The sequence below is a fragment of the Burkholderia sp. Bp9015 genome (assembly GCF_003853505.1).
In the GTDB taxonomy this organism is placed as follows: Bacteria; Pseudomonadota; Gammaproteobacteria; order Burkholderiales; family Burkholderiaceae; genus Burkholderia.
Genome location: NZ_QTPZ01000017.1, coordinates 1 through 25,602 on the forward strand (window position 1 = coordinate 1; position 25,602 = coordinate 25,602).

At 69.3% G+C, this 25,602-nt stretch carries 21 protein-coding genes and 1 pseudogene; 12 read left to right on the forward strand and 10 right to left on the reverse strand.

The features are described 5' to 3' along the window. Nucleotides 1–466: pseudogene (locus DIE12_RS38945) on the reverse strand (highly repetitive protein); the annotation flags it as partial. Here DIE12_RS38945 and DIE12_RS19140 point away from each other — a divergent pair. The 4 genes from DIE12_RS19140 to DIE12_RS19155 all read left to right on the forward strand — a co-directional run bounded on the left by DIE12_RS19140 (nucleotide 378) and on the right by DIE12_RS19155 (nucleotide 4,947). Continuing rightward, nucleotides 378–1,652 carry a collagen-like triple helix repeat-containing protein gene (locus DIE12_RS19140; RefSeq protein ID WP_221624281.1) on the forward strand — a complete coding sequence of 425 codons (1,275 nt, stop codon included), beginning with the start codon at nucleotides 378–380 and terminating at the stop codon, nucleotides 1,650–1,652. The pseudogene DIE12_RS38945 and the gene DIE12_RS19140 sit on opposite strands and share 89 nt — an antisense overlap. 120 nt (nucleotides 1,653–1,772) lie before the next feature. Then, the gene (locus DIE12_RS19145) at nucleotides 1,773–3,056 is read left to right on the forward strand and encodes an isoprenylcysteine carboxylmethyltransferase family protein (RefSeq protein ID WP_124487633.1); all 1,284 of its coding nucleotides are present in this window, start codon (nucleotides 1,773–1,775) and stop codon (nucleotides 3,054–3,056) included. A 586-nt stretch (nucleotides 3,057–3,642) separates the two neighbouring features. Next, nucleotides 3,643–4,320, forward strand: a complete 678-nt coding sequence (locus DIE12_RS19150) for a histone acetyltransferase (RefSeq protein WP_185500348.1) — start codon at nucleotides 3,643–3,645, stop codon at nucleotides 4,318–4,320. Nucleotides 4,321–4,374: 54 nt separating this feature from the next. Beyond that, nucleotides 4,375–4,947, forward strand: coding sequence for an NADPH-dependent FMN reductase (locus tag DIE12_RS19155; RefSeq protein WP_124520350.1), 573 nt, complete (start codon nucleotides 4,375–4,377; stop codon nucleotides 4,945–4,947). A 30-nt stretch (nucleotides 4,948–4,977) separates the two neighbouring features. On the opposite strand, the gene DIE12_RS19160 is transcribed toward DIE12_RS19155, so the two are convergent. The 4 genes from DIE12_RS19160 to DIE12_RS19175 are packed head-to-tail and all read right to left on the reverse strand — an operon-like array spanning nucleotide 4,978 to nucleotide 10,065. Further along, nucleotides 4,978–5,613 (reverse strand): DUF2894 domain-containing protein, encoded by a 636-nt coding sequence (locus DIE12_RS19160; protein ID WP_124520351.1) that lies wholly within the window; start codon nucleotides 5,611–5,613, stop codon nucleotides 4,978–4,980. Next, nucleotides 5,610–6,254: an OmpA family protein gene (locus tag DIE12_RS19165; RefSeq protein ID WP_124487637.1), complete on the reverse strand. Its 645-nt coding sequence runs from the start codon at nucleotides 6,252–6,254 to the stop codon at nucleotides 5,610–5,612. The genes DIE12_RS19160 and DIE12_RS19165 overlap by 4 nt, the downstream gene beginning before the upstream one ends. A 3-nt stretch (nucleotides 6,255–6,257) precedes the next feature. After that, nucleotides 6,258–9,305, reverse strand: a complete 3,048-nt coding sequence (locus DIE12_RS19170) for a DUF802 domain-containing protein (protein ID WP_124520352.1) — start codon at nucleotides 9,303–9,305, stop codon at nucleotides 6,258–6,260. A gap of 10 nt (nucleotides 9,306–9,315) precedes the next feature. Further along, on the reverse strand, nucleotides 9,316–10,065 hold the full coding sequence (locus tag DIE12_RS19175; RefSeq protein WP_124487639.1) for a DUF3348 domain-containing protein: 750 nt from the start codon (nucleotides 10,063–10,065) through the stop codon (nucleotides 9,316–9,318). A 489-nt stretch (nucleotides 10,066–10,554) separates the two neighbouring features. Here DIE12_RS19175 and DIE12_RS19180 point away from each other — a divergent pair, with 489 nt between their 5' ends. Further along, nucleotides 10,555–11,766 carry a hypothetical protein gene (locus tag DIE12_RS19180; RefSeq protein ID WP_124487640.1) on the forward strand — a complete coding sequence of 404 codons (1,212 nt, stop codon included), beginning with the start codon at nucleotides 10,555–10,557 and terminating at the stop codon, nucleotides 11,764–11,766. Between the two features lie 279 nt (nucleotides 11,767–12,045). On the opposite strand, the gene DIE12_RS19190 is transcribed toward DIE12_RS19180, so the two are convergent. Next, on the reverse strand, nucleotides 12,046–12,684 hold the full coding sequence (locus DIE12_RS19190) for a LysE family translocator (RefSeq protein WP_044845331.1): 639 nt from the start codon (nucleotides 12,682–12,684) through the stop codon (nucleotides 12,046–12,048). Between the two features lie 178 nt (nucleotides 12,685–12,862). Here DIE12_RS19190 and DIE12_RS19195 point away from each other — a divergent pair, with 178 nt between their 5' ends. From DIE12_RS19195 to DIE12_RS19225, 7 genes are all read left to right on the forward strand, one after another. Beyond that, nucleotides 12,863–13,327 carry a GNAT family N-acetyltransferase gene (locus DIE12_RS19195; RefSeq protein ID WP_044845332.1) on the forward strand — a complete coding sequence of 155 codons (465 nt, stop codon included), beginning with the start codon at nucleotides 12,863–12,865 and terminating at the stop codon, nucleotides 13,325–13,327. After that, complete coding sequence (locus DIE12_RS19200) at nucleotides 13,327–13,902, forward strand: hypothetical protein (protein ID WP_124487641.1); 576 nt, start codon at nucleotides 13,327–13,329, stop codon at nucleotides 13,900–13,902. The genes DIE12_RS19195 and DIE12_RS19200 overlap by 1 nt, the downstream gene beginning before the upstream one ends. A 226-nt stretch (nucleotides 13,903–14,128) precedes the next feature. Beyond that, the gene (locus DIE12_RS19205) at nucleotides 14,129–15,505 is read left to right on the forward strand and encodes an FAD-containing oxidoreductase (RefSeq protein WP_124487642.1); all 1,377 of its coding nucleotides are present in this window, start codon (nucleotides 14,129–14,131) and stop codon (nucleotides 15,503–15,505) included. A 202-nt stretch (nucleotides 15,506–15,707) separates the two neighbouring features. After that, a complete protein-coding gene (locus tag DIE12_RS19210) occupies nucleotides 15,708–16,937 on the forward strand; it encodes a cyanate transporter (RefSeq protein ID WP_124487643.1) in 1,230 nt (409 codons plus the stop codon). A gap of 150 nt (nucleotides 16,938–17,087) precedes the next feature. Then, the gene (locus DIE12_RS19215; protein WP_124487644.1) at nucleotides 17,088–17,858 is read left to right on the forward strand and encodes an ABC transporter substrate-binding protein; all 771 of its coding nucleotides are present in this window, start codon (nucleotides 17,088–17,090) and stop codon (nucleotides 17,856–17,858) included. Nucleotides 17,859–18,171: 313 nt separating this feature from the next. Next, a complete protein-coding gene (locus DIE12_RS19220) occupies nucleotides 18,172–19,671 on the forward strand; it encodes an alkaline phosphatase family protein (RefSeq protein WP_124487645.1) in 1,500 nt (499 codons plus the stop codon). A 435-nt stretch (nucleotides 19,672–20,106) separates the two neighbouring features. Then, nucleotides 20,107–21,669, forward strand: a complete 1,563-nt coding sequence (locus tag DIE12_RS19225) for a methyl-accepting chemotaxis protein (RefSeq protein ID WP_124487646.1) — start codon at nucleotides 20,107–20,109, stop codon at nucleotides 21,667–21,669. Nucleotides 21,670–21,781: 112 nt separating this feature from the next. Here the strand turns inward: DIE12_RS19225 and DIE12_RS19230 are convergent, their stop codons facing one another. From DIE12_RS19230 to DIE12_RS19245, 4 genes are all read right to left on the reverse strand, one after another. Then, nucleotides 21,782–22,165 (reverse strand): hypothetical protein, encoded by a 384-nt coding sequence (locus tag DIE12_RS19230; RefSeq protein WP_124487647.1) that lies wholly within the window; start codon nucleotides 22,163–22,165, stop codon nucleotides 21,782–21,784. A gap of 131 nt (nucleotides 22,166–22,296) precedes the next feature. Then, complete coding sequence (locus DIE12_RS19235; RefSeq protein ID WP_124487648.1) at nucleotides 22,297–23,781, reverse strand: amidohydrolase family protein; 1,485 nt, start codon at nucleotides 23,779–23,781, stop codon at nucleotides 22,297–22,299. Between the two features lie 103 nt (nucleotides 23,782–23,884). Next, on the reverse strand, nucleotides 23,885–25,363 hold the full coding sequence (locus tag DIE12_RS19240) for a sodium:solute symporter (protein WP_044845341.1): 1,479 nt from the start codon (nucleotides 25,361–25,363) through the stop codon (nucleotides 23,885–23,887). Next, the gene (locus DIE12_RS19245; RefSeq protein ID WP_124487649.1) at nucleotides 25,360–25,572 is read right to left on the reverse strand and encodes a DUF3311 domain-containing protein; all 213 of its coding nucleotides are present in this window, start codon (nucleotides 25,570–25,572) and stop codon (nucleotides 25,360–25,362) included. The genes DIE12_RS19240 and DIE12_RS19245 overlap by 4 nt, the downstream gene beginning before the upstream one ends. Between the last annotated feature and the right edge of the window lie 30 nt (nucleotides 25,573–25,602).

Genomic DNA, 25,602 nt, shown 5'->3' on the forward strand with positions numbered 1-25,602 from the left:
GGTGGTCGTGGTCCTCCTCGTCGTCGTGGTGGTCGTCGTGGTCTTCGGGGACTTCGGGTACGTCGGGCACGTCGGGCACTTCCGGTACGTCGGGTACTTCCGGCACCTCGGGCACTTCCGGTACGTCGGGCACCTCGGGCACCTCGGGCACGTCCGGCACGTCGGGCACGTCGGGCACCTCGGGCACGTCCGGCACGTCCGGCACGTCCGGCACTTCCGGCACGTCCGGCACGTCGGGCACTTCCGGCACGTCCGGCACGTCGGGCACTTCCGGTACTTCCGGTACTTCAGGCACTTCCGGTACTTCAGGCACCTCCGGCACCAGCGCCACCCCGCTCGGCAACGTCCTCCAGCAAACCGGCACGCTCGTCACGGCACTGGGCACGACGGTCGCGAACGGCGGGTCGCAGATCGGCGGCGTACAGGTCCCCGGCACGAACCCGACGACGGCCACCAGCATCGGCAATGCGGTCACCAGCCTCGGCAGCGGCGTGCAGTCGCTCGGCAACGGCGTCGCGGCCGGCCTCGGCTCGATCGGCGTGTCGCCGAACCCGCTCGGCCCGACGCTCACGTCGACCACCGGCCTGCTGACCGGCGCCGGCGGCGCCGTCAACAACCTCGGCAACGCGGTGACGAGCCTCGGCACCGGTCCGCTGGCGCCGCTCGCGCCGGCGACGACCCTGGTCGGCAGTCTCGTCAACACGGTCGGCACCGCGGTCAACTCCACCGCATCGGCGCTCAACACGGCGCTGAACAGCGCGCCGGTGCAGCAACTCGAGACGCAGCTCGGCAGCGTGATCAACCCGATCACCAACACGCTGACCGGCGGCGTCACGACGCCTGGCGCCACGCAGACGCTCGGCAACGCGACCCTGCTCGGCGCCCCGCTCAGCGGCCTGCTGAACACGCTCGGCAGCGGCCTCGGCCTCGCCGGTACGCAGGTCGGCAGCGCGACCGGCAACCCGGTCGGCACGAGCGCCGGCAACAGCGTGTCCCAGCTCGGCAACACGGTGTCGTCGACAGGCGGCCTGCTGTCCAGCGGCAGTTCCAGCAGCGGCACCAACCCGCTCGCCCCGATCACGGGCGTGCTCGGTTCGCTGACGGGCGCCCTCGGCGGCGGCAGCAGTTCGAGCGGCTCCGGCGGCACCAGCGGGACGAGCGGCACCAGCGGCGGCCCGCTCGCGCCGATCACGGGCCTGCTCGGCACGGTGACGGGCGCCCTCGGCGGCCTCGGTTCGAGCGGTACGGGCGGCACCAGCGGCACGAGCGGTACCAGCAGCTCGGGCGCCGGCAGCCTGCTGGCACCGGTCACCGGCCTCGTCAATTCGCTGACGCCGCTTGGCGCAAGCCTCACCGGCACGGTCACGACGCCGGGCGGCAACCTGACCGGCAACCTCGGCGGTGCGCTGACGAGCGGCCCGGTCGGCACGCTGACGGGCTCGCTGACGTCGGCGGTCGGCACGCTCGGCGCAGTCGGCACGGCCAGCCCGGGCGGCGCGGCCGGCACGGTGACGACGCCGTCCGGCAGCGGCACCGTCACGGCCGGCCTGACCGGCAGTTCGAACGGCGGCACCGCGGCTGGCGCGACCAACCTGCTGGCACCGGTGACGAACCTGCTCGGCGGCCTGCTCGGCACCGCCCCGAAGAAGTAACGCGTCACGTATCAGAACCACAGGCCAATGGCCGGGCACATACCAATCCAAAGCCCGGCCGATGGCCGGCGCCACCCGCCAAGCGGGGGCGCCGGCCGTCATCCCGACGAGGATCCGATCATGAATTCCACGCTCGACGGCATCGCCGCGGTCCAGGACCGCCCGCCCCGTTCCGCCACGCCGTTCCGCGCCGGCCTGCTCGGCATCGCGGCCGGTCTCTTCGCGCTGTGGATCACGCGCGACCAGCCGAGCCTCGATGCGGCCACGCGCGCGGTCGTCGCCAGCCTCGCGATCATCGGCACGATCGCGCTGCACGAAATCTTCATCTCGCGCGTCTACCTGCGCCCGAGCGCGGGACTGTCGCGCCAGGCCGTGCGCCCGCTCGGGCTCGCCCGCGTCGCGACGCGGCTCGGCGCGCTGACGTCGATCTACGCCGGCATCGCCGCGATCTACTGGCTGCTGCCCGAATATCACGGCGCGTTCTACCTGCCGTTCTGGTCGCTGCTGCGCTCGCTCGCGCCGTACGTGATCGTCGCCGCGCCGTTCTACTTCGCGTGGATGGATCGCCACCAGCGCGAGACCGACGACGCGTACCTGCTGTGGGGCCGCTACCTGTTCCGCCGCGAGCAGCCCGCGAGCTGGCAGCCCGTGCGCGAGATGCTCGCCGGCTGGGGCGTGAAGGCGTTCTTCCTGCCGCTGATGACGGTCTACCTGTCGAAGGACGCCGATCACCTGAGCGCATCGCTTGCGCACGCAGTGAACGCGCCGATGACGATCGCGACCTTCGTGTTCCTGTACGACCTGTCGTTCACGATGGACCTGATGTTCGGCACCGTCGGCTACCTGTGCACGTTCCGCATCCTCGACAGCCACGTGCGCACCGTCGAGCCGACCACGCTCGGCTGGGTCGCCGCGCTGATGTGCTACCAGCCGTTCTGGTCGCTGATCTCGAACAACTACATCCGCTACGAAGGCTCGCTGTTCTGGGACAACTGGCTGCTGTCCGCGCCGACGCTGCGCGTGATCTGGGGCGCGGTGATCATCCTGCTGCTGATGACCTATGCGTTGTCGACGATCTCGTTCGGGCTGCGTTTCTCGAACCTCACGAACCGCGGGATCATCACGTCGGGCCCGTATCGTTTCACGAAGCATCCGGCGTACATCACGAAGAACCTGTCGTACTGGATGGTGTCGGTGCCGTTCGTCGAGCCGCTCGGCTGGCAGGTCGGGCTGATGCACTGCGCGGGGCTCGTCGCGGTCAATCTGATCTACTACACGCGGGCGAAGACGGAGGAACGTCATTTGATGCGTGATCCTGACTATCGCGCGTATGCGGAATGGATCGCGCAGCATGGGTTGTTCGCGCGGGTCAGGCGGGCGTTCGGAGTGCGGCAGGCAGGGTGAGGCGGCGGCGCGACGAGATCGCCGCAACCACCGGGTGAAGAAGGTCGTTGCGGCTCGGCGATCCGTGGACGTGCCCGCTCCCACGGTCCGATCCTGGTGAAATCCGTTTGCCATGAAGCGGATGTGATTTCGAGACAAACACCGACAAGCGACATCGACACATCCGCCCCTTGCGACCGATTGTCGCGAAACACCCCCGATTCCCCGCGTTTCGTCGCTTTTCTCCCGCCGTCCGGTTGCCCGCCCCGTGCCCGTCGCGTATGGTGCTGACCGTCCGCGCGCCTGCCGCCCGGACCTTCGACCGTCGTCCCGCACGACGGCCGCGCGGGCCGTGCCCGCCATCACCGTCTCCGCGGCACCGCCGTTCGGCGCCGCGCGTTCATGAGGAGAGAGGCGTGATCCACAAAGTCCTGATCCTGTTCGCACTCTGCATCGCGGGCCTCGCCGCGATCGCCGCCGGTTTCCAGCACATCCCCAGCTGATTCGCGGCCCCGGCTCGCACGTCGAGCCCGGGGGCCGCTGCCATTTCCTTTCCCGTTTGCGATGAACCCCTTTCTCGATGCGCCCGGGACGGGCGCCTTTTGCCATGCGTATCGACGTACAGCATTCCCAGCACGACATCGACGATGAACTCGACATGCTCCACGCGCGTCTGAACCAGCCGGGCCATCGCCTGCACGGCCTGCCGGCCGTCGCGCTCGGCGACTCGGGCCTGATCGTCCGCCACCGCGAGGCCGACGGCGAATATTTCCTTTACGTCGAGGATCCGTCGGCGCGGCAGCTCGCCGGCTACACGATCTTCAACCGGCTTCCCGAACTGCCGCGCCGCGCGGACCGCTACCTGCGCGCGCCGCATACGCGGCTGCGCGGGTCCGCGCAACGCAAGGGGCTTGCGACGACGCTGTATCGATGGGGACTCGACGCGGGTCTCTGCCTGATCAGCGGCGCACGCCAATCGGTCGGCGCGGCACAGCTGTGGACCGCGCTCGCGCACGACTACCGGCACGGCTTCGTCGACGTCGAAGGCCGCGCGCTGCGCTATCTCGGCGAAACCGTCGCGGACGACGTGTACGGTGCGCTGCATACGCGCCGCCTGTTGCTCGGCGACGGATGGACACTCGGTGACCTGGCACGGGCAACCGGGATGCGCGACACGGTTGCCACCCGGGGTCAGGACACGCCGTTGCCGCGGGACGGACGCGAATCGCATCACCTGCGCCGCGTCGCCGACGCGCGGCACGTCGCTCACGCGCCGATGCGATAATCCGGCGGATCCGCGCGCCGTCGCCGCGCAAGACCCCCACCCCTACGCTCCTTGATGGCTACCGAACCCCGAACCGATTCCGAGCGCCGCATCGACATCGTCGCGCTGTGCGGCAGCCTGCGTGCACAGTCGTACAACGCGGCGCTGCTGGACGCAGCCGCCCGCGTTGCGCCGCGCGGGATGCGCATCACGCGTTTCGATCGTCTCGGCGAGTTTCCGCTGTTCAACCCCGATATCGAAGATCCGTCGCCGGCCGCGGTGCGCGACCTGATCGAGCGGCTGAATGCCGCGGACGGCGTGCTGATCGCGAGCCCGGAATACGCGCACGGCGTGACGGGCGTGATGAAGAACGCGCTGGACTGGATCGTGGGATGCGAGGCCGTCGTGTACAAGCCGGTCGCGGTATTGAACGCGTCGCCGCGCGCGACGCATGCGGACGCGGCGCTGCGGGAAACGCTGTCGGTGATGTCGGCGTGCATCGTCGAGCGCGCGTCGATCACGCTGCCGATCCTCGGCAGCCGGCTCGACGCGGCGGGCATCGCAGCGCATCCGCCGTTCGCGTCGGCGCTGACCGACGCGTTGCACGCACTGCGCGCGGCGATCGACGAGCAGGCGACCGCTCGCTAGACAGCGATCGGCGCGACGCAATCGCGTGCGTTATCGCACCTTGGTGCGCGTGGTCTTCTTCGCCGGTTTCAGCGTCTTCGCGGCTTTCGCGCGCGGCGCCTCCTTCTCCGGCTGCGCGCCGCCGCCGGCCAGATCCTCGAGCCACGCCAGCGCATCGATGTACGACAGGAACTGCTGCAGGTATTCCGGCGACAGCTCGCGCATCGTCGCGAGCGACCGGTGCACGAGGCTGTTCGAATTGAGCGGTCCCGCGTTGCGCGGCACCTGGTCGAGCGACTGGCGGTACTGCTGTTCGGTGCGGACCTTCGACCACATCGCGCGGAAGTAGTCGATCAGCGCGGGATCGATCCCGCGCCGGTCAGCCTCTGCATCGCGCGCGAGGCGCTCGACGAGCCCGCCGATCGCACCACGCACAGGCGCCTGCGCGTTCGCTTGCGCCGCCGAGCTGGCGGCTGCCGCTTCACCGGCTCGCGCGACGATCTGCGCAAACCCTTCCAGCAGCATCGCGAGCCGCGCATCGAGCAACGCGCGCGCATCGCCGTCGAGCGCGGCCGCGCGCTTCTCGAGCGCGTCGAGCCGATGGAAGCGCACCGGATCGAGCCGGTCGGCGCCCTGCTCGCGCCACGCGTCGAGCGTCGCGCGCACGTGCGTCGCGTCGTCCGTCACTTCGCCTTCCCTCCGCTCGACGCGGTCTTGCGCGGCACCGGCGCGATCTCCACGCGGCGGTTCTTCGCGCGGCCTTCATCGTCCGCATTCGAGCTGACCGGCTGCTCGGAGCCGAACGCGGCCGCGAACACCGACTTCGCCGGCACGCCGGCGTCGATCAGCGCACGCGTGACCGTCAGCGCGCGCTTGGCCGACAGTTCCCAGTTGTCCGCGAACTGGCGGTTGCCGGCACGCACCTGCTGGTCGTCGGCGAAGCCGCTGATCATCAGGATCTCGTCGCGCGTCGTCAGGTAGGCGGCCAGCGGCGCAGCCAGCGTCTTCAACAGATCGCGGCCCTCGGGCTGCAACTGGTCGGAGTTCAGCGCGAACAGCACGTTGCCGCTGATGCCGATGCGGCCGTTTACGAGCGTGACGCGGCCGGCCGCGAGCGGCCCGGCCAGCGCCTCCTCGAGCGACTTGCGCTGCTGCGCTTCCTGCTGGCGCGCGCGCACGGCTTCCTCGAGCTTCGACGTGAGCTGCAACTGCATGCCGATCACGCCGACGAGGACCAGCACGAACGCGCCGAGCAGCACCGACATCAGGTCGGCGAACGCGGGCCACACCGGCGCGGAAGGCGCGCCGTCGTCGATTTCGTCGTGCATGCGTTACGCTCCGACCGATGCCCGCCGACCGGCGATCTGCTGCAGGTCCTCGACGATCTGCTTCTGCGACATCATGCTCAGGTCGATCACCTCGCGCGCCTGCGCGACGTAGTACTCGAGCTGCTCGTCGCTGCGCGCGAGCGATTTCTCGAGCGCGGCCTCGATGCGTTGCAGGTGGTTCAGCAGCTTGTCGTTCGACTCGCCGAACACCTGCACGGCCGCACCGAACGCATCGCCGAGGCTCGCGACCTCGACCGCACCGGCCGTGACCTGTGCGGCGACCGAATCGAGCTTGCGCGTTTCGGCATCGACGGTGTCGTTGAAGCGCGCGCCGACGCGCTCGAGCAGGTCGGCCGACGTGCTGACGAGTGCGTCGATCGCGGTGCGCTGTTCGGTCGACGCGTGATTGACCGCGCCGAGCAGCGTCTCGAGCGTCGCGAGCAGGCGGCTGCGCTCCTCGAGCATCGCGGTGTCGCGCACCATGCTGTCGGACAGGCGCTGGCGCAGTTCGGCGACGACGTCGGCCGCGGCCTTCGGCGCTTCCGATGCGGCCTGCACGAGGCGCGAGATCTCGTTGATCGTGTCGCTTGCATGCACCTGCGCCTGCGCGGTGATGTCGTTCGCGGTGCGGGTCAGCGTGTCGCAGATGTCCTGCTGGCGCGTCGCGGCCTGCGCGCTCGTCTGCGCCCATTCGTCGCGCAGCGCGGCGGCCATCGCGGCGAGCGAGTCGTTCCATGCGGACAGGCGTTCTTCGTCGCGCGCGGCCAGTTGCGTTTGCAGGCCGGCGTGCGAATCGCGGATCGTCGACAGCAGGTCGTTCGAGCGTTGTTCGAACGTAGACGCTTGTGCCGCGAGATCGCGCGTCGTTTGTGCGAGTGCGTCGCAGATTTCCTGCTGACGGCCCGCGCTGTGCACGCCCGCGCGCTGCCACTCGTCGCCGAGCTTTGCAGCCATCTCGGCCAGCGAATCGTTCCATGCCGACAGGCGTTCTTCGTCGCGTGCGGCCAGTTGCGTCTGCAGGCCCGTGTGCGATTCGCGAATCGTCGCCAGGAGGTCGTTCGAACGTTGCTCGAACGTCGCTGCTTGTGCGGTCAGATCGCGCGTGGTTTGTGCAAGGGCGTCGCAGATTTCCTGCTGACGGCCCGCACTGTGCACGCCCGCGCGCTGCCACTCGTCGCCGAGCTTCGTCGCCATCGCGGCGAGCGAGTCGTTCCATGCGGAGAGGCGCTCCTCATCGCGCGCGGCCAGTTGCGTTTGCAGCCCCGTGTGCGAATCGCGAATCGTCGACAGCAGATCGTTCGAACGTTGTTCGAACGTAGACGCCTGTGCCGCGAGATCGCGCGTCGTTTGTGCGAGCGCATCGCAGATTTCCTGCTGACGGCCCGCACTGTGCACGCCCGCGCGCTGCCACTCGTCGCCGAGCTTCGTCGCCATCGCGGCGAGCGAGTCGTTCCATGCGGACAGACGTTCCTCGTCGCGTGCCGCGAGTTGCGTCTGCAAGCCCGTATGCGACTCGCGGATCGTCGACAGCAGGTCGCTCGAACGTTGTTCGAACGTAGACGCCTGTGCCGCGAGATCGCGCGTCGTTTGTGCGAGCGCATCGCAGATTTCCTGCTGACGGCCCGCGCTGTGCGCACCCGCGCGCTGCCATTCGTCGCCGAGCTTCGCAGCCATCGCCGTCAGCGACGCATTCCACGCCGTCAGGCGTTCCTCGTCGCGCGCGGCCAGTTGCGTCTGCAGCCCCGCATGCGACTCGCGCATCGCGGCGAGCGCCGCGCCGGAATGCCGCTCGAAGGTCGCGGCGGCTTCGCCGAGCGCCTGCGCATGCTGGCCGGCCAGCGTCGCGCCGACCTGCTCCTGGCGCGCGAGCGCATCGCGCCACGCGTCGGACAGCCGGCTTTCGGTCGATTCGAGGCGCGTCGCGACGCCGTCGAGCAGGTCCGTCGACCGCTGCGCGAAGGTGTCGGTGAACTGGCCGAGCGTCGTCTGCAATTGCTGCGCGACGGTGTCGCCCGCGCGGCGCTGCTCGTCGAGCGCGCGGTTCCAGACGGCCGTCACGTTCCCGGTGGTCTTCTCGAAACCGTCGGTCAGCCCGTCAAGCTGACGCTGCACGGCGCCCGTCACGGTGTCGCGCAACGCGGCCATCTCCTGCGCGAGCCCCGTCATCGTCGCCGCGACGACCGGCTGCAGCGCGGCACCGGCGACGCGCGCGCTCTCGGCGGCGCTTTCCTTCAGCGCATCGCCGACGTTCGACGCCAGGCCCGCATACGCGCGCTCGGTCCGATCGAAGAACGCCTGCTGGCTTTCGATCTGGCGATCGTGCAGCGCGACGCTGCGCGCCTCGAGCGTCGTCATCATCGTCTGCAGCCGGTCGACCAGGGCCGGCATCACGTCGGCCTGGCGCTGCAGCAGCCGGAAGGATTCGTCGCGCTGGTGTGCGGACGAATGCACGCGCAGCGTCGTCGCGATCTTCGCGTCGAGTTGCTGGCCCGCGTCGAGCCGTTCGCGGCGCACGAGCGCGGACAGGAGGCCGAGCATCGCCGACGTCGCGACGCCCGCGATCGACGTGCCGAACGCGAAGCCGAGGCCCTTCACCGGCGCGATCAGCGACGCGCGGATCGCGTCGAGGTCGGTCGCGCTTTCGAGCGCGGCGCCCGTGCCCTTCAGCGTGACGACCATCCCGAGCAGCGTGCCGAGCATGCCGAGCAGCACGAGCAGGCCGACGAGATACGGCGTCAGCGACGGGCCCGGCAGCGCGACGCGCGCGCCTTCGACGCGCGCCCGCACGGCGCCGCGCAGGCCCGCGGGCAGCGTGTCGAGCCAGGTGTCGAGCTGCGCCGGCGGTTCGGTCAGCCCGGCCACCGCGCGCGACAACGTGGCGGTCGCCTGCCGGTAGCGCCGCAGCTCCCACGCACCGGCGACGTAGCACGCGCCGATCAGCAGCGTGACGGCCGTCGCGAGCGGGTTCGACGCGACATAGCCGACGCCGATCCAGCACACTGCGAGCAGGCCGGCGATGAAGACAACGAGATCAAGACGAATTCTGGACATAGCGTAGGGATTAGCAGGTACGAAGGGCCGCGAGCAGCCCGTCTACCGTTTGAAACCGGACTTCGAGTTCGGCGAGCAGGATGCTTTGCATCTCGTTGCGGAACGTGTCGAGCCACGTGCCGGGCACGATCGCCACAGCGGGCGGTGCGTCGCCGTCGGGATCGGCAGCGGCCGCCGCTTGCGCGTCGGCCAGCGCCTGCCGTTCCGCGTCGCGCAGCCGCTCGAAGCGCGTGCCGAGCAGCGCGGGCACGGCGGACAGCAGGCTGCGCTCGCGCGCGCCGAGCACGCGCTCCATGATCGCGTCGAGCGCCGCGAGCCGCGCCATCCCGGACGCGCGCGCGGCCAGCGCGACCCGCAGGCGGCCGCGCAACTGGCCGATCGCCGTTTCCATTTCCTGCTGCAGGGACAGACAGCTCTGGCGGAAATCCGCGAAGTCCGCCGTGTCGGCGGGCGGCGGCGGCATTTCGCCGGGGCGCCGCCGCGTACGCGGACGGTGGGCGGCCGTGATCGCCTGCGCGAGGTCGTGACGCACGCGCGCGCAGTCGCGCTCGGCGTCGTAACCGCGCACGCCGGCCGCGACGCCGGGCGGGCTCGCATTCAGCGCCGACGACAGCGTGATCGCGTCGGTCCAGCCGAGCCACTGGCTCAGGCGGTCCGACAGCGTCTGCCGGGATTCCGCGACGTCGGCATCGGTCAGGCGCGCGAGCAGCCGGACGAGCGTCGGGCCGCTCAGTGCCGGGCGCGGGGGTGCTTGCACCATGCTGCAAACCGTCAAAAAAGGCAGCAGTTTACACGTCGTCGGGAGGTCGGCCGCCAGAATCGGGGAAGCAGCCCGGCCCGGCACGCCGTGCAACCGGCGCGAACGCCCGCCGTACAAGGCTCGCGGGGCGGTTGTCGGGGTTTCCCGGTGCGCCGGCGTCGGTCAGGCGACGAGTCGGGCCGCGTTCCAGAACCGGAGCGGGCGGGCGCGGGCCGGTTCGGGGTTCGGTGCTCTCGCCTGCGCATCAACAAACGTTCACCCACACGCGTTTCCATCACGGACGTGCGGTACCATCGCGACACCCGCCACGCGAATCGCGTCCGACGCGGGCCCGCGCCGCCATGCAGCCGGCGCGCGGGCCGCCACCGGCCGCATTCCGGGTATCAGGCCGATATCCGCGGGCCGCAGGCGTCGCGCCCCCGGCAGACGGGTGCCGCCGCTCACGACAACGAGAGATCAATAACAGACGGGCCCGCCCGACCGCATACGATGATTTCCGACTTCGTCGCGCGCCTGCGCGAGCGCTTCAGCAAACCGCCCAGCCGGCAGGACTTCGCCGAACGCCTGATCGCCGCGCTGCGCGCGACCGGCGACACGCGCGAGTGGCTTCACGAACACGACAAGGGCCGACTCGTGCAAGCCGATGCCCCGTCGAACATCATCAACCTCCACAACCTGTTCCGCGATTACGCGGACGCGAAGCCCACCGAGCGCGAAGCGACGCTGCTGCGCCAGGCGAACGCGATGATGCAGCACGAGATTCCGGCGAACTTCGCCGACGTGCGCGCGCGGCTGCGCCCCGTGATCCGCAGCGCGACCGAGCGCGGCACGGTCGCGCTGCAGCTCGCCGGACAGCCCGAAGCGTCGGAGGTGGCGTTCCGGCCACTGTGCGAGAACCTCGAGATCGGCATCGCGTACGACGGCGAATTCAGCGTCGCGCGGCTGACGAGCGCGCGGCTCGCCGAATGGGGCGTCAGCTTCGACGCCGCCTGCGACATCGCGATCGACAACCTGCGCGGCGCGTCGTCGGCACCGTGGGTCGCGTTGCGCGACGGCGTGTTCCTGTCGCAGTTCGGCGACTACTACGACGCGTCGCGGCTGCTGCTGACCGACCTGCTGCATCGCCAGCCGATCTCCGGCGCGCCGGTCGTGATGGCGCCGAACCGGGCCGTGCTGCTGCTCACCGGCGACCGCAACACGGCCGGTCTCGCGACGATGGTCGAACTTGCCGAACACGCGCGCGCGCAGCCGCGTCCGCTGCCGCCGCTGATGCTGCGCTGGGACGGCGCCGCGTGGCGGAACTTCATCCCGGCAGGACTGGAGGCGAAGCTGCACGCGCTGCGCGTGGACGAACTCGCCGGCGACTACCAGGATCAGCGCACGCAGCTGGACGAGCTGCACAAGCGGGACGGCACCGACATCTTCGTGGCGACCTACACCGTGTATCGACGGCAGAACGGCGAGCTGTTCAGTGTCAGCGTGTGGAGCGACGGCGTGCCGACGCTGCTGCCCGAGACGGACATCGTCGTGCTGTACCGGGAAGCGACGCGGCAGTCGGCGCACGTGCCGATGGCCGCGCTGCGGGACGCGTGTGGAGACCTGATGACGGCCACCGCGCACCGGCCGGTGCGGTATGAAGTGAAGGCGTTTCCGGACGAGGCGCGGTTCGCGGCGCTGCTGGAGCGGTTTCCGGCGGTGTGACGCGCGCTCGCGCGGGCGAATTGAGCGGATTGAGCGGATTGAGCGGATTGGGCGGATTGGGCGGATTGGGCGGATGGGCGGATGGGCGGATGGGCGGATGGGCGGATGGGCGGATGGACGGGGCGGACGGGGCGGACGGGGCGGACGGGGCGGACGGGGCGGATGGACCCAAAAGAATCGCCCGGCTCGGACCGTCCCGCCATCGGCCGGAATGACCGGCCGCACCGGCATGCCCGTCGGGAATGAAACGGCGGTGCGCGCGAGCGGCACCGCCTGCCGTCAGATCCCCGCTTTCGGCGCGTTCAGGATCAGCCGCAGGCCGAGCAGCGTGATCGCGCCGGCCGCGACGCGGTCGACCCACTTCTTCGCGCGCAGGTAGAGTTCGCGCGGCCGGCGGGTCGAAAAGCACAGCGCGACGATCGTGTACCAGCCGAATTCGACGCCGAACACGAGCGGCGGCAGCGCCAGGTAGCACCACAGCGGCGGATGCTGCGGCAACAGCGCCGCGAAGATGCTGCCGTACCAGATCGCCGTCTTCGGATTGCTCAGCTGGGTCGTGAGGCCGGTCCAGAACGACTTGCGCGCGCTGCCGGCGACGACGGCCTGCGGGTCGTCCATCGCGATCGGCCGGTCGGCGCCGCGCCAGATCTTCGACGCCATGTAGATCAGGTATGCGCCGCCGGCCACCTTGAGCCCGACGTACAGCCATTCGACCGCCTGCAGCAGCGTATAGAGCCCGGCCAGCGCGACGCCGCCGAACGCGATCCCGCCGACACCCATGCCGAGCGCGGTCGCGAGCCCGTCGCGGCGCGACAGCCCGATCGAATTGCGGGCGACCAGCACGAAACTCGGTCCCGGAATCATTGCGCCAAGCCACAGCGCGGCCAGAATGGCGAGTACGGCAGCCGATGCAGTCATCGAAGTCTCCTTGGTCGACGGCGCCGACATGCCGGCGCCTGCGTGTCGCGTCGAGAATCGAGTCGCATTGCATCGATCGCCGACGCTGAAGCCGACGATTCTGGCACGCTTCGCCGCCCGCCGAAAGCGCCCGCGCGCTGCTATGCTGGCTGCCGTTCCCGCCCTCGCGCCCCGCCCCATGATCGAGATCCGCGCCGCCCGCTATCCCGACGATGCCGCCGTCGTCGAAGCGATCTTCCGCGAATACATCGCAAGCCCCACCGTCAGCCTCGCGTTCCAGGACTACGAGCCGGAGCTCGCCGCACTGCCGGGCAAATACGCGGCCCCGCGCGGGCAACTGCTGCTCGCATGGCACGGCGAGCGCGCGGTCGGCTGCGCGGCGTTTCGGGAAATCGACGCGACGACGTGCGAGATGAAGCGCGTGTACGTGCGCCCAGACGCGCGCGGGCTGAACGTCGGCCGCCAGCTCGTCGAACGGCTGCTGCGCGACGCGAAGGCGGCCGGCTATGCGCGGATGTGCCTCGACGTGCTGCCCGAGTTCGTCGCCGCACGGCAACTGTATGGTTCGCTCGGCTTCACGCCCGCGCCGCCGGTCGCGTTCAATCCGGTGCCAGGCACCGAGTTCCTCGGGCGGGATCTGTGATGATCGCCACCGCACGCTGCGCCCTGGTTGCGCTGCTCGCCGCACTGTCGTCCGGCGCACGCGCCGGCGACCTGCCGCCATCGGTCGCGACGCAACTGCCGTCCGGCTACCGGCCGCTCGTTGTACAGGAAGGGCCGGACCTCGGCAACGGACGGCGCAGCTTGCTCGTCGTCGTGCATCGCGAAGCCGATACGCGCGCGCAGCCGTCGCCGCGCCCGCTGCTGATCTTCGAGGAGCAGCCCGATCGCGCGTACCGGCTCGCCGCGCGCAACGACCACGTCGTCCTGCGCGCGAACGAAGGCGGCCAGTGCGATCCGTTCGATCCCGAAGACGCCGCCGACAGCGGCCTCGCGGTGAAAGGCCGCTATTTCACCGTGCAGAACTTCGTCGCCTGCGGGCAACACTGGAGCGACTTCGTGACGTTCCGCTACGACCCGCGCACCCGCGGCTGGCTGTTCTCCAGCGAGATCTATACCGAATCGTTTCCGCTCGACGAGCAGCCCGACCAAGTCACCGTCACGCGCGCCGATGCGCACCGGCCGGTATCGTTCGGCCAATGGCGGCGCAAGGACTGAAGGACCCGCGCAGCGCAATCCTCAACCGGCGCGCAGCCGCGTTGCCGCCGGCCATGAAGCCTGCCGGCCGTCATGAACAATGTTCCGCGTCGCCCGCATCCGTACGACTCGCCTCCCCCCGCCAACCGGTCTACCATAGGCGCTCGTCGTCGTTCGGGCGCGCGCCGGCGCGGCATGCGGCTTGCGCGTGGTCCCTTCCCACGTTGAACCAGCGCAGGAGGACGTCATGACGCAACACTTCGATGCGATCGTCATCGGCACGGGCCAGGCCGGGCCGCCGCTCGCCGCACGGCTCGCCGGCGCCGGCATGAAAGTCGCGATCGTCGAACGCGGCCGCTTCGGCGGCACCTGCGTGAACACCGGCTGCATCCCGACCAAGACGCTGATCGCAAGCGCGTATGCCGCGCAACTCGCGCGGCGCGCGCAGGAGTACGGAGTGTCGGTCGGCCCCGTCAGCGTCGACATGAAGGCCGTGAAGGCGCGCAAGGACCGGATCTCCGGCCGCTCGAACCACAACGTCGAGCAATGGGTGCGCGGGCTCGACCACACGACGGTGTTTCAGGGTCATGCCCGATTCGAGCGGCCCGATGCGGTGCGCGTGGGCGACGACGTGCTCGAGGCCGAACGCATCTTCATCAACGTTGGCGGACGCGCGCAGATCCCGTCGATGCCGGGCCTCGACTCGGTGCCCTATCTGACCAACTCGACGATGATGGACGTCGACTTCCTGCCGGAGCATCTCGTGATCATCGGCGGCAGCTACGTCGGGCTCGAATTCGGCCAGATGTACCGCCGCTTCGGCTCGAAGGTCACGATCGTCGAGAAAGGCGCGCGCCTGATCCATCGCGAGGACGAGGACGTGTCGCAGGCCGTGCGCGAGATTCTCGAGAACGAAGGCATCGACGTGCAGCTCGACGCGAACTGCCTGAGCGCACGGCGCGACGGCGACGGCGTCGCGGTCGGCCTCGACTGCACCGGCGGCCGCCGCGAGGTCGCGGGCTCGCACCTGCTGCTCGCGGTCGGCCGCGTGCCGAACACCGACGATCTCGGGCTCGAGCGGGCCGGCGTCGCGACCGACGCGCGCGGCTACATCACGGTCGACGACCAGCTGCGCACCAGCGTGCCCGGCATCTGGGCGCTCGGCGACTGCAACGGGCGCGGCGCGTTCACGCATACCGCGTACAACGACTACGAGATCGTCGCGGCCAACCTGCTCGACAACGATCCGCGCAAGGTGTCCGACCGCATCAACGCGTACGCGATGTACATCGATCCGCCGCTCGCCCGCATCGGCATGACGCTCGCGGAAGCAAAGCAGACCGGCCGCCGGCTGCTGGTCGGCACGCGGCCGATGACGCGCGTCGGCCGTGCGGTGGAAAAAGGCGAGAGCCTGGGTTACATGAAGGTGATCGTCGACGCGGACAGCCATGCGATTCTCGGCGCGTCGATCCTCGGCGTGACCGGCGACGAGGTCGTGCACGGCATGCTCGACGTGATGGCCGCCGGCGCGCCGTACACGACGATCAGCCGCACGATGCACATCCACCCGACCGTGTCGGAGCTCGTGCCGACCTTGCTGCAGGATCTGCATCCGGTCGAATGAAGGATCGCGGAAACGGGCGTGCATCCTGCGCGCCCGTTATGCACGCGCGCTGCACATTGCCCATCCGGCCCCGTCACGCGGCGCCGTGCCATCGCAAACCGCACTGATCGCCAGTCGAATATTTAATTTTCACCTGGACGAGCGCGCCTTTACCCTTTCGGCATCGCATCACAGGGCCACCGGCCCCCTCTGGAGCATTCCGATGACCGACCCCGGCACCGCGCAAGCCGTTTCCCGCCCGCACGCGGCTTCCGTGTCCTATGGCGCGCTCGCGCTGCTGGTGCTGGCCGGGCTCAACCTGCGTCCGTTCCTGACCGCGTTCGGCCCCGTGCTCGACCTCGTGCGTGCCGACACGGGCCTCGGTTTCCGCGCGGCGGCGCTGCTGACCACGCTGCCGTTCGTGCTGATGGGTGTCGTCGCCGGCCTCGGCGTCGGGCTCGCGCGGCGCTTCGGCGAGCAACGCGCGCTGCTCGCCGCGCTGGCGTTGATCGCCGCGGGTTGTACCGCGCGCCTGTGGAGCGACGGCAGCACCGGACTGGCCGTCACGGCAATCGTCGCGGGTGCGGGCGTCGCCGTGGTGCAGTCGCTCGCGCCGGGCCTCGCCAAGCGCTGGTTCGTCGACCGGCTGCCGCTCGCGATGGGCCTCTATTCGGCCGCGCTGGTCGGTGGCGGTGCGTTCGGCGCGGTCGCGAGTCCGTGGCTCGCCGCGCGCGGCGGCTGGCATCTGTCGCTCGCCGTGTGGGCCGTGCCCGCGCTCGTCACGCTCGCGCTGTGGCGCGCGAAGGCGCCGCGCGACGCGCTGCATGCGGCGGCGGCATCGGCGCCCGTCGCCGCGTTCGTACGCATTCCGCGCGCATGGCAACTCGCGCTGTTCTTCGGCCTCAGCAACAGCGGCTATGCGAGCCTCGTCGCGTGGCTGCCCGCGTTCTATCGCAGCGTCGGCATGAACCCGCAGGCGAGCGGCAACCTGCTCGCGTGGATGGCGCTGTTCCAGGCGGCCGGCGCGCTCGCGATGCCGATGTTCGCGAAACGTTCGCACGATCGCCGCCCGGTGCTGTGGCTCACGCTCGCGCTGCAGACGGCCGGCTTCGCCGGCTTCGCGACGATGCCCGCGCTCGCGCCGTGGATGTGGGTCGCGAGCGTCGGCATCGGGCTCGGCGGCTTCTTCTCGATGAGCCTGATCGTCACGCTCGATCACCTGCCCGATGCGCGGCTCGCGGGTGCGCTCGCCGCGTTCGTGCAAGGCGTCGGCTTCCTGACCGTCGCCGCGAGCCCGTGGTTGATCGGCTGGCTGCGCGACGCCGGCGGCGGCTTCGCGATCGCGTGGTGGATGCATCTCGGCGTGATCGCGTCGATGGCCGCGCTGAACGCCACGTTCTCGCCCGCCGGTTACCGGCGCAGCATGGCGCGCGTCACCGGCGCGGCGCGCTGACACCGCAACATCGGCTTCCCTGATCCGGACGATCGCCGGCCGCTTGCGGCGCTCGTCCAGCCGCCCGCGCATGGCCGGGCGCGGGCCGTCACGCCCATCGGCCGCCATTCGCTTCACCCCAGAACGACATCAATCGGTAAGGAGACAATCATGAAAAAGCTCGTCATCGCCGTCGCGCTCGCGCTGACGGCCGCCGCCGCCGCCGCGAAAGACCCGGCCGTCCTGCGCCTCGGCGTCGATCCCAGCTACGCGCCGTTCGAATCGCTCGCACCCGACGGCACGCTCGTCGGCTTCGACATCGACCTCGGCAACGCGATCTGCGAACGCATGAAGGTGCGCTGCGTGTGGGTCGAGAACGCCTTCGACGGGATGATCCCGGCGCTGAAGGCGCGCAAGTTCGACGGCGTGCTGTCGTCGATGAGCGTGACCGAGAAGCGCCTCGCGCAGATCGCGTTCACCGACAAGATCAACAACGTGCCGCCACGCCTCGTCGCGCGACGCGGCGCGAACCTGCAGCCGACGGCCGAGTCGCTGGCCGGCAAGAGCGTCGGCGTCGAACAGGGGTCGACGCAGGAGACCTATGCGCGCACGTACTGGGAACCGAAGGGCGTGATCGTGCGCACGTACCAGACGCAGGACCTCGTCTATCAGGATTTGATTGCCGGTCGTCTCGACGCGTCGCTGCAGTCGTCGGTACAGGCCGATCTCGGCTTCCTGAAGACCGCGAAGGGCGCGAACTTCGCGTTCGCGGGGCCGCCGCTGCATGATCCGAAGACGCTCGGCGTCGGTTCCGCGATCGGCGTGCGCAAGGACGACGACGCGCTGCGCACGCAGATCAACCAGGCGCTCGCCAGCCTGATCCAGGACGGCACGTATCAGCGGATCGCGAAGAAGTATTTCTCGTTCGATATCTACAACTGACGGACTCGGCCGGTTGCGGCCGGTGGCTCAAAGGGGGCGGCGCATGCGAGTGCGACGCCCCCTTTCTTCTTTTCCGGAACCGGTTCGTCAACGCCTTTCGACCCAGGCCCGGTGCAATGGCATCGACCCATCGTCTGACGACGGCTTCGCTATTCGCAATCACCGACGAAGTGCCACCTGTTCAGCGACAGGCACGAAGCTTGCGCCTTGCGCCCGCTCGCCTGTTCGAACGGCGAGCGCGCGTCGCTTCGCGGCTGCCGCGATGCGCGATCGGCTGGCCAGCGCCGCATTCAATAACGAAGGAGACGTTGTCATGGACGAGACGAATGCATATCGCCGCTACGATCGCCGCCGCTTTCTCGCCGGCGTTGCCGCGGTGGCCGGCAGTGTCGCACTGCCGGGTTGCGGCGGCGGAGGGGACGGCATATCGGCCGTGGACGGCAATGCGCGCGCCCCATCGATCGGCGACACGCCGTCGCCGAACGGCGGCAATCGCTACAGCCTGCCGCGGCCGGCGTTGCCCGATCCGGCGAGTTCCGGCATCGATCACATCGTGCTGGTCACGATGGAAAATCGATCGTTCGACCATTTCATGAGCTGGGTGCCGGGTGCCGAGGGGATGCCCGCCAATCGGCAGTTCAGGGACGCGTTCGGCGGGACCAACGCACCGTTTCCGCTGTCGGCGAATCCCGCCTACGGCTATCAGGCATGCGCGTACCACGACCCGAACCACACCTACCAGGGCGCGCGCACGCAACTGGCTGCGGGCGAGATGAACGGCTGGCTCCTGACGCCCGGGACGAGCCTGACCCAGGGCGACCTGCTGCCCATCGGCTATTACACGTCGGCCGACCTGCCGTTCTTCAGCGCGGCGGCAAGCAGCTACACCATCGGCGACTTCTACTTCAGCGGCGTGCTGACCAATACGTTTCCGAATCGCCTCTACCTGCACAGCGGCGCCACCGACCGCCTCACCGATACCCCCGACAATTCGTCGCTGCGCACGATCTGGGACAACCTGAGCGACGCCGGCATCGGTTGCAGTTACTACTACCACGACGTGCCGTTCACCGCGCTGTATGGCACGCGCTATCTCGGCATCTCGCATGCGTTCGCGGATTTCCTGGCGAATGCGGCGGCGGGAACGCTGCCGCCGTTCTGCATGGTCGACCCGGTTTTCGCGGGCGAGCTGCAAGGTGCGTCCGCGGACGACCATCCGCATGCGGACATCCGCGACGGGCAGGCGTTTCTCAACCAGGTGTACGACGCACTGCGCACGAGTCCCACCTGGAACCGCACGCTGATGATCGTCGTATATGACGAGTGGGGCGGTTTTCTCGAGCACGCGGTGCCGCCGATCCGGCCGATCAGCAACAACGAGCTCGCGCTCGGCAACGACGGCAAGCTCGGCTTTCGCGTGCCGCTCGCCCTGCTCGGCCCGCGCGTGCGGGCAGGCTCGGTGACGCGCTACCCGTTCGACCCGAGTTCGATTCACGCGCTGCTGCAATGGCGTTTCGGGCTGAAGCCGCTCGGCGTGCGCGGCAGCGATCCGGCGACCTTCAATCTCGCTTACGCGCTCGATTTCAACGACGCGCCGCGCACGGACGCGCCGGCGTTCACGGTCCCGCAAGGTCCGTTCGGCGGAACGTGTCCGGGGACGACCGCGCCGTCGTCGCCCGGTTCGGTTACCGGCGTGGATCCGTCGCAAATGGCGGCCAATCCGGCGGCCAATCCCGCAACCAATCCGGCGGTCGACCGCTTCGCCGAGTTGCGCGCGAAGGCCGCGGCACTGGGGTTCAGGACCGGAGGCTGACGGCCGCATGGAGGCGGCGGTCGACACACGATACGGCGACAGGCGAGCGATGGCCGGGGATCCGTAGGGCAACACCCGGCAGTTCGCCACGTATCAGCGCGATCGGTCGATCGCCGAGATCCGGTCGCGACTGGGTGATGGCAACTAGCAGATGGCCGGGGCCACGGACAATTCGCGTGCATCCCGAGCGGCGCATGCGACGTGGCCTCGACGATCGGCGCGGCGCGCTTCACGCGCGTGCATCCACCCTCCGTCCCCCGCTGTCGCAATCATCCAGATTCGCGTCGCGTGCAGATAAAACCTCCGCGCCCGGCCCGCCGTTAACCCGTTCGCAGTCCCGGCGCCCCGTCTTTCAACGCGGCGCCCGTCGTCGTTCGTGATCCGGAATCCACATCCGCCGTCGGCCGCCCGTCGGGCCGCCGGCAAGGGAACGTCATGCGAAAACTCACCATCCGCGGCGGCCTCGTCGCGACCGTCGCCGGCTATACGGCGCTGCTCGTCCTGGTCGTCGGCGCGTGCATCGCCGCGCTCTACGCCGGCAACGGCTCGCTCGAAGCGATGTACCGCGACGACACCGCGTCGCTGCTGCACCTGAAAACCAGCTCGGAGCGCATGCTCGTGCTGCGCGAACGCGTCAGCGACGTCGCGCAGATCATCAGCGCCGGCCAGCCCGCGAAGGCGGAAATCGCGCAGCTCCACACGCTCCTCAAGCAGAGCGACGACGAACTGGACGCGTACTCGCGGTTGCATGCGCGCGACGCCGACGAGCAGGCCTTGTTCGATACGCTGCAGCAGCGCCGTCGCACCTTGCTCGATCAGGTCTTCCTGAAAGCGATGTCGCAACTCGACCACGACAACGCCTTCGACTTCCTCGACACGCACCGCACCGCGCCGCCGGCACTCTTCACCGCCTACCAGGAAGCGATCGATGCGCTCGAATCGTTCCAGGTCGCGCGCCAGAAGGCGCGCTACGACGCGGCCGGCGAACGCTTCCACCGGATCGTGTGGGCCATGGCGGCGGTCGCCGCCTTCGCGCTGGTCGTCGGCTTCCTGGCGCAGCGCGTGCTCGCGAAGGCGATCATCGCGCCGATCCATCTCGCCGTCGCGCATTTCGACAGGATCTCGAAAGGCGACCTGACCGGCGCGGTCGTCATTCCGGGCGAAAACGAAATGGCGTATCTGTTGAATGCATTGAAGCGCATGCAGGACGGCCTCGTCGAAACCGTGAGCCAGGTGCGCGCGAGCACCGAGACGATCGTCGGCGACGTGCGCACGATCGCGAGCGGCAACGTCGACCTGTCCGCGCGCACCGAGCAGCAGTCCGTCTCGCTGCAGCAAGCCGCGGCGAGCGTGGAGCAACTGACGGCAACCGTGCGCCAGAACGCGGACAACGCACGCGATGCGCGCACTTACGCCGAGGGTGCGGCCGGCATCGCGGCAAAGGGCGGAGACGCGATGCAGCGCGTCGTCGAGACGATGTCGGCGATCTCGCACAGCTCCGCGCGGATTTCCGGCATCGTCGGCGTGATCGAAAGCATCGCATTCCAGACCAACATCCTCGCGTTGAACGCCGCCGTCGAAGCGGCGCGCGCGGGCGAACAGGGGCGCGGTTTCGCCGTCGTCGCGACCGAGGTGCGCGGGCTCGCGCAGCGCTGCGCATCGGCGGCGAAGGAGATTCGCGAACTCATCGGCAATTCCGCGCAGCGCGTCGAAGACGGCAGCGGTCTCGTCGCGCTCGCCGGTTCGGCGATGACCGAGCTCGTCGTCGCGGTCGAGCGCGTGAACGCGATCATGGGCGAAACGAGCATCGCCTTCGACGAGCAGTCCGCCGGCATCGAGCAGGTGAATGCCGCGGTCATCCAGATGGAGCAGACGATGCAGCGCAATGCCGCGCTGGTCGAGGAAGCGGCCGCCGCGGCGTTGTCGCTCGAGGATCAGGGCGCGCGGCTCAGCGATGCCGTCGCGCAATTCCGTCTGCGAGAAGCGGCGGCGGCGTGATGTAACGGTCCGGCCCGTCGCGGGCTGGCCGGCCCGTCACGCCACCCGGGCCGCAGCCCGGTGTCGTGACGGGAAACAGGTGGATCGCCGGTGTGCGGTGTGCCGTGTGTGACTAGACCGCCCGCTCCAGCAGGTCGGTTGCGAACGACTTCGCATGCTCGACAGCCTCCTGCGCATCGGGGAATACGCCGAGCTGATCCCAGTGCTCTTCGGCCGCGTAGGTTCCCCTCACCGCCAGCGCCCGCTGAACGCGCAATTGCGCCGCGTATTTGCCGTCGTCCAGTGGCCGGGCCGTCGCGACGACCTTGTGCGGCGGGCTCGCTCGCTCCGGCTGAACCAGTTCGACGGAGCCACCGGCCGTGCCGATCGCCATCAACTCGTTCCTGGCCTTGCAGTCCGGGCAGTAGAAGCACCATCCCGCATCATCCTGGCGAGACTTGACCTGCCCGCGCGCCAGCACGGCACGACATTCAACGTTTTCGCAGATGAACGGCATAGCTGTCTCCGAAGTTGTTTGAGAGAAATCCTAGCATGTCCGTCGGCGGCGAAACCAGAAAAAAAGCCGGCCCCGAAAGGACCGGCTTTGCCGACATCGCACCGCGCAAATGCCTGCCCGCGCGGCATCGTTCAGTAGCGGCTGCGCCCCCACAGCGTCTTCGGTTCGTCGAGCAGGCGACGCAACCCGCTGCGCTCGATCATCGTCTCCGCGACTTCCATCACGCGCTCGAGAATCGCGTTCTCGTCGACCGACAGCACGCGCCGATCCTCCATCAGCACGCGGCCGCCGACCATCGTCATGCACACGTCGGCCGCGTTCGCGAAACACGTGACGCGATACACGGGCATGTTCATCGGCATCATGTGCGGGCGAAACAGGTCGACGAGGATGAGGTCGGCGAGCTTGCCGGCTTCGAGCGAGCCGATCTCGTGATCGAGCGACAGCGCCTTCGCCGCGTCGATCGTCACCATCTCCAGCACCTTCCCGTGCGGCAGCACGTCGGGGTCGCGGAAATGGCGGCGATGGTAGTGCATGCACTGCCACATGTGACGGAACATGTCGTAGCCGCGATCTGGCGCGGCGCCGTCCGACGCGATCGCGACCGTCACGCCCGCATCGATCAGCTCGGGCACCGGACAGCGGCCGATGATCGACATGATCGCGCTCGGGTTGTGGACGATCGCGGTGCCGGTTTCCACGCACGCGGCGATGTCGTCGTCGGTCAGGTCGATGCTGTGCGACATGAACGACGTCGGGCCGAGCAGCCCGAGCTCGCGATGCGCGAACGCGAGCGTGCCGGCGCGATGGCCGTCCTGCGTGAACGTCAGGCCGCGCTCGCGCGCTAGCGCGCCGTAGCGTGCGGCCTGATCGCGGAAATCCCGCTCGTACTGCGCGAGTTCCGGGTCGTGCTCGGGCCCGTACACCGGCAGCGTGATCGCGATCCGGATCCGCCCGTCGGCGTCGCCGTGGCATTCGTCGACGATGCGTTCGCACACGTCGTACATCGTGTCGAAATCGATGTCGCGCGTCTCGCCGCCGTCCGGCGTGTGGCGTGTGTATGCACGCGGCGCGGGCGGGCGCGACGGGCCGACGGCCACGATCGAGCGCGTGCCGGTGCACACCACGGCATCGCAATGACGCCGCGCGTAGACGGGATCGTCGACGCGCATGATCGAGTTGCCGCCGCCGAGCAGCGACACGCCCGTCGTCACGCCGGCCTTCAGCCGTTCGAGCGCCGCGAGATGCGATTCGGTTTCCCAGAACGCCTCGTCCGACGCGCGCGTATAGATCGTCTCGGCCGCGGCCGACCACGCATCGCCGTCCGCGCCGCCGATCGTGCGCAGCATCGCGTGGCCCGCGTGCGCATGCGCATCGATCAGGCCCGGCAGCACGGCCTTGCGGCGTGCGTCGATCGTGCGCGCGGCACGGAAGCGCGCCTGCAATTCGGCGGTGTCGCCGACGGCGACGATGCGATCGCCCCTCACGGCAACCGCGCCGTTCTCGATCACGCGCCGCTGCGGGTCCATCGTGATCACGCAGCCGTTCGCGATCAGGGTGTCGATCGCTTCACGCCGGTCGTCGGCCTGGTCGTCGGCCTTGTCCTCGGTCGTCATCGTTTCGGTGTCCTGTTGTAGTTAGAAGGGGCCGGGCGCCGCCGCACGGAAAAACCGCCGGGCAGTCGCCCGGCGGTTCGGCGGCGGCACGCCGATCGGGTCGTCACGCGGAGCGGGCCGGCGCGGCCACGCGCGCCTTCAGCTTGCGCTGCGCCGCGCTGATCGCGATGAACACCACCGCGTTCACCGCGAGTGCGACGAGCCCGGGGTTGATCGACGTCAGCGTGCTGGATGCGCCGGGGAACAGCGACGCGAGCGTCACGCCGTAGTAGTTCGTCAGCGCGATCACGATCGCACCGGCGACGATCCCCGCGAACGCGCCTTCCCGCGTGCCGAACGGCCGCTTCAGGAAGCTCGACGCGAGCATCGGTACGAGCTGCGTGAGCAGGCTTGACGAGAAGATCGCGAGCGTGACGAAGGTGGCGCCGCCGCGCAGCACGAAGTAGACGACCACCAGCGTGAAGATCGGCAGCGCGATCCGCGCGACGCGCGTCACCTCGCGGTCGGTCGCGTTCGGCGCGAAGCCTTCGCGGTAGATGTTGCGCGCGATCGTCGTCGAGGCGTTCAGCATGATCAGCGAGCCCGGCACCAGCGCGGTCAGCAGGCCCGTGCCGCCGACGATGCCGACGAACCACGCGGGGAACGTCTGCTTCACGAGACGCAGCAGCGCCAGATCGGTCTGCGCGCCTTCGAGCCCGTGCACCGTCATCACGGCCGCGAAGCCGACGAGGAACAGGAACGCGATCAGCACCTGGTACAGCGGCATCAGGATCACGTTGCGGCGCAGCGCGCGTTCGTCCTTCGCGACGTAGATCGCGGTGAAGCCGTGCGGGTACAGGTAATAGCCGAGCGACGTGAGCAGGATCGTCGAGTTGTACCAGCTCAGGTTGAAGCCGTGCTCGGGCATGCGCAGCAGTTCGGGATGCGCGGCGTCGATCTTCGCGAACATCTCGCCGAGGCCGCCGTAGTAGTGCATCGGCAGGTACAGGCCGAGGAAGATCGCGATCGCGAGGATCAGCACGTCCTTGAAGATCGCGATGCTCGCCGAACCGTGGATGCCCGACACGACCATGTACACGGCCATCAGCGTCGCGGCGATCCAGATCGCGGCCGCTTGCGGAATCAGCCCGTACGACATCTCGGACACGATCACGCCGAGGCCGCGCAGCTGGATCATCAGCAGCGACACCATCGCGAACACGGCCACGACCGACACCAGCACGCCGATCGCGCGGCTGTCGTACTTCGACGCGAAGTAGTCGGCGAACGACACGAGCCCGCGCGCCTTCGCGTAGCGCCACACCGCGGGCAGCATCCAGTAGCCGATCACGAACGCGAGGCAGCCGTACGACAGGATGTAGAACGCGGGCACGCCCTTGCTGTAGGTCCAGCCGCTCGCGCCGAGGAACGAGAACGTCGAGAACGCCTCGCCGGCCATCAGCAGGAACGTGAGCAGCGAACCGAAGCCGCGCCCGCCGACCGCCCACTGTTCGAGCGTGAGCTTGCGGCCGCGCCGCGCCATCACGCCGATCGCGAGCGCGAACACGGCGAATGCCGCGATGATGATGATCGAGGCGTTCATCGCGCGTCTCCCGTGCGGCCGTCGCGGGCCACGTCGCGCTCGTCGAGGTGGAACAGGATCGCGAGGATCGCGGCGGTCGCCGCCATCCAGATCAGGTTCCACACGAGCAGGAACGGCAGGCCGAACAGCAGCGGCCGCACCTCGGCGATCGAGCCGCCGGTGTACATCCCGACGAACGGCAGCGCCGCCAGCAACAGTCTGAATTTCATCTATGTCTCCTCCGGAAGACGCGCGAACGC

What these genes read in the sequence shown, in the direction of transcription:
- DIE12_RS19145 (WP_124487633.1), top strand. Translation starts at nt 1,773, where the DNA reads ATGAATTCCACGCTCGACGGCATCGCCGCGGTCCAGGACCGCCCGCCC.
- DIE12_RS19150 (WP_185500348.1), top strand. Translation starts at nt 3,643, where the DNA reads ATGCGTATCGACGTACAGCATTCCCAGCACGACATCGACGATGAACTC.
- DIE12_RS19155 (WP_124520350.1), top strand. Translation starts at nt 4,375, where the DNA reads ATGGCTACCGAACCCCGAACCGATTCCGAGCGCCGCATCGACATCGTC.
- DIE12_RS19165 (WP_124487637.1), bottom strand. Translation starts at nt 6,254, where the DNA reads ATGCACGACGAAATCGACGACGGCGCGCCTTCCGCGCCGGTGTGGCCC.
- DIE12_RS19170 (WP_124520352.1), bottom strand. Translation starts at nt 9,305, where the DNA reads ATGTCCAGAATTCGTCTTGATCTCGTTGTCTTCATCGCCGGCCTGCTC.
- DIE12_RS19175 (WP_124487639.1), bottom strand. Translation starts at nt 10,065, where the DNA reads ATGGTGCAAGCACCCCCGCGCCCGGCACTGAGCGGCCCGACGCTCGTC.
- DIE12_RS19180 (WP_124487640.1), top strand. Translation starts at nt 10,555, where the DNA reads ATGATTTCCGACTTCGTCGCGCGCCTGCGCGAGCGCTTCAGCAAACCG.
- DIE12_RS19190 (WP_044845331.1), bottom strand. Translation starts at nt 12,684, where the DNA reads ATGACTGCATCGGCTGCCGTACTCGCCATTCTGGCCGCGCTGTGGCTT.
- DIE12_RS19195 (WP_044845332.1), top strand. Translation starts at nt 12,863, where the DNA reads ATGATCGAGATCCGCGCCGCCCGCTATCCCGACGATGCCGCCGTCGTC.
- DIE12_RS19200 (WP_124487641.1), top strand. Translation starts at nt 13,327, where the DNA reads ATGATCGCCACCGCACGCTGCGCCCTGGTTGCGCTGCTCGCCGCACTG.
- DIE12_RS19205 (WP_124487642.1), top strand. Translation starts at nt 14,129, where the DNA reads ATGACGCAACACTTCGATGCGATCGTCATCGGCACGGGCCAGGCCGGG.
- DIE12_RS19210 (WP_124487643.1), top strand. Translation starts at nt 15,708, where the DNA reads ATGACCGACCCCGGCACCGCGCAAGCCGTTTCCCGCCCGCACGCGGCT.
- DIE12_RS19215 (WP_124487644.1), top strand. Translation starts at nt 17,088, where the DNA reads ATGAAAAAGCTCGTCATCGCCGTCGCGCTCGCGCTGACGGCCGCCGCC.
- DIE12_RS19220 (WP_124487645.1), top strand. Translation starts at nt 18,172, where the DNA reads ATGGACGAGACGAATGCATATCGCCGCTACGATCGCCGCCGCTTTCTC.
- DIE12_RS19225 (WP_124487646.1), top strand. Translation starts at nt 20,107, where the DNA reads ATGCGAAAACTCACCATCCGCGGCGGCCTCGTCGCGACCGTCGCCGGC.
- DIE12_RS19230 (WP_124487647.1), bottom strand. Translation starts at nt 22,165, where the DNA reads ATGCCGTTCATCTGCGAAAACGTTGAATGTCGTGCCGTGCTGGCGCGC.
- DIE12_RS19235 (WP_124487648.1), bottom strand. Translation starts at nt 23,781, where the DNA reads ATGACGACCGAGGACAAGGCCGACGACCAGGCCGACGACCGGCGTGAA.
- DIE12_RS19240 (WP_044845341.1), bottom strand. Translation starts at nt 25,363, where the DNA reads ATGAACGCCTCGATCATCATCATCGCGGCATTCGCCGTGTTCGCGCTC.
- DIE12_RS19245 (WP_124487649.1), bottom strand. Translation starts at nt 25,572, where the DNA reads ATGAAATTCAGACTGTTGCTGGCGGCGCTGCCGTTCGTCGGGATGTAC.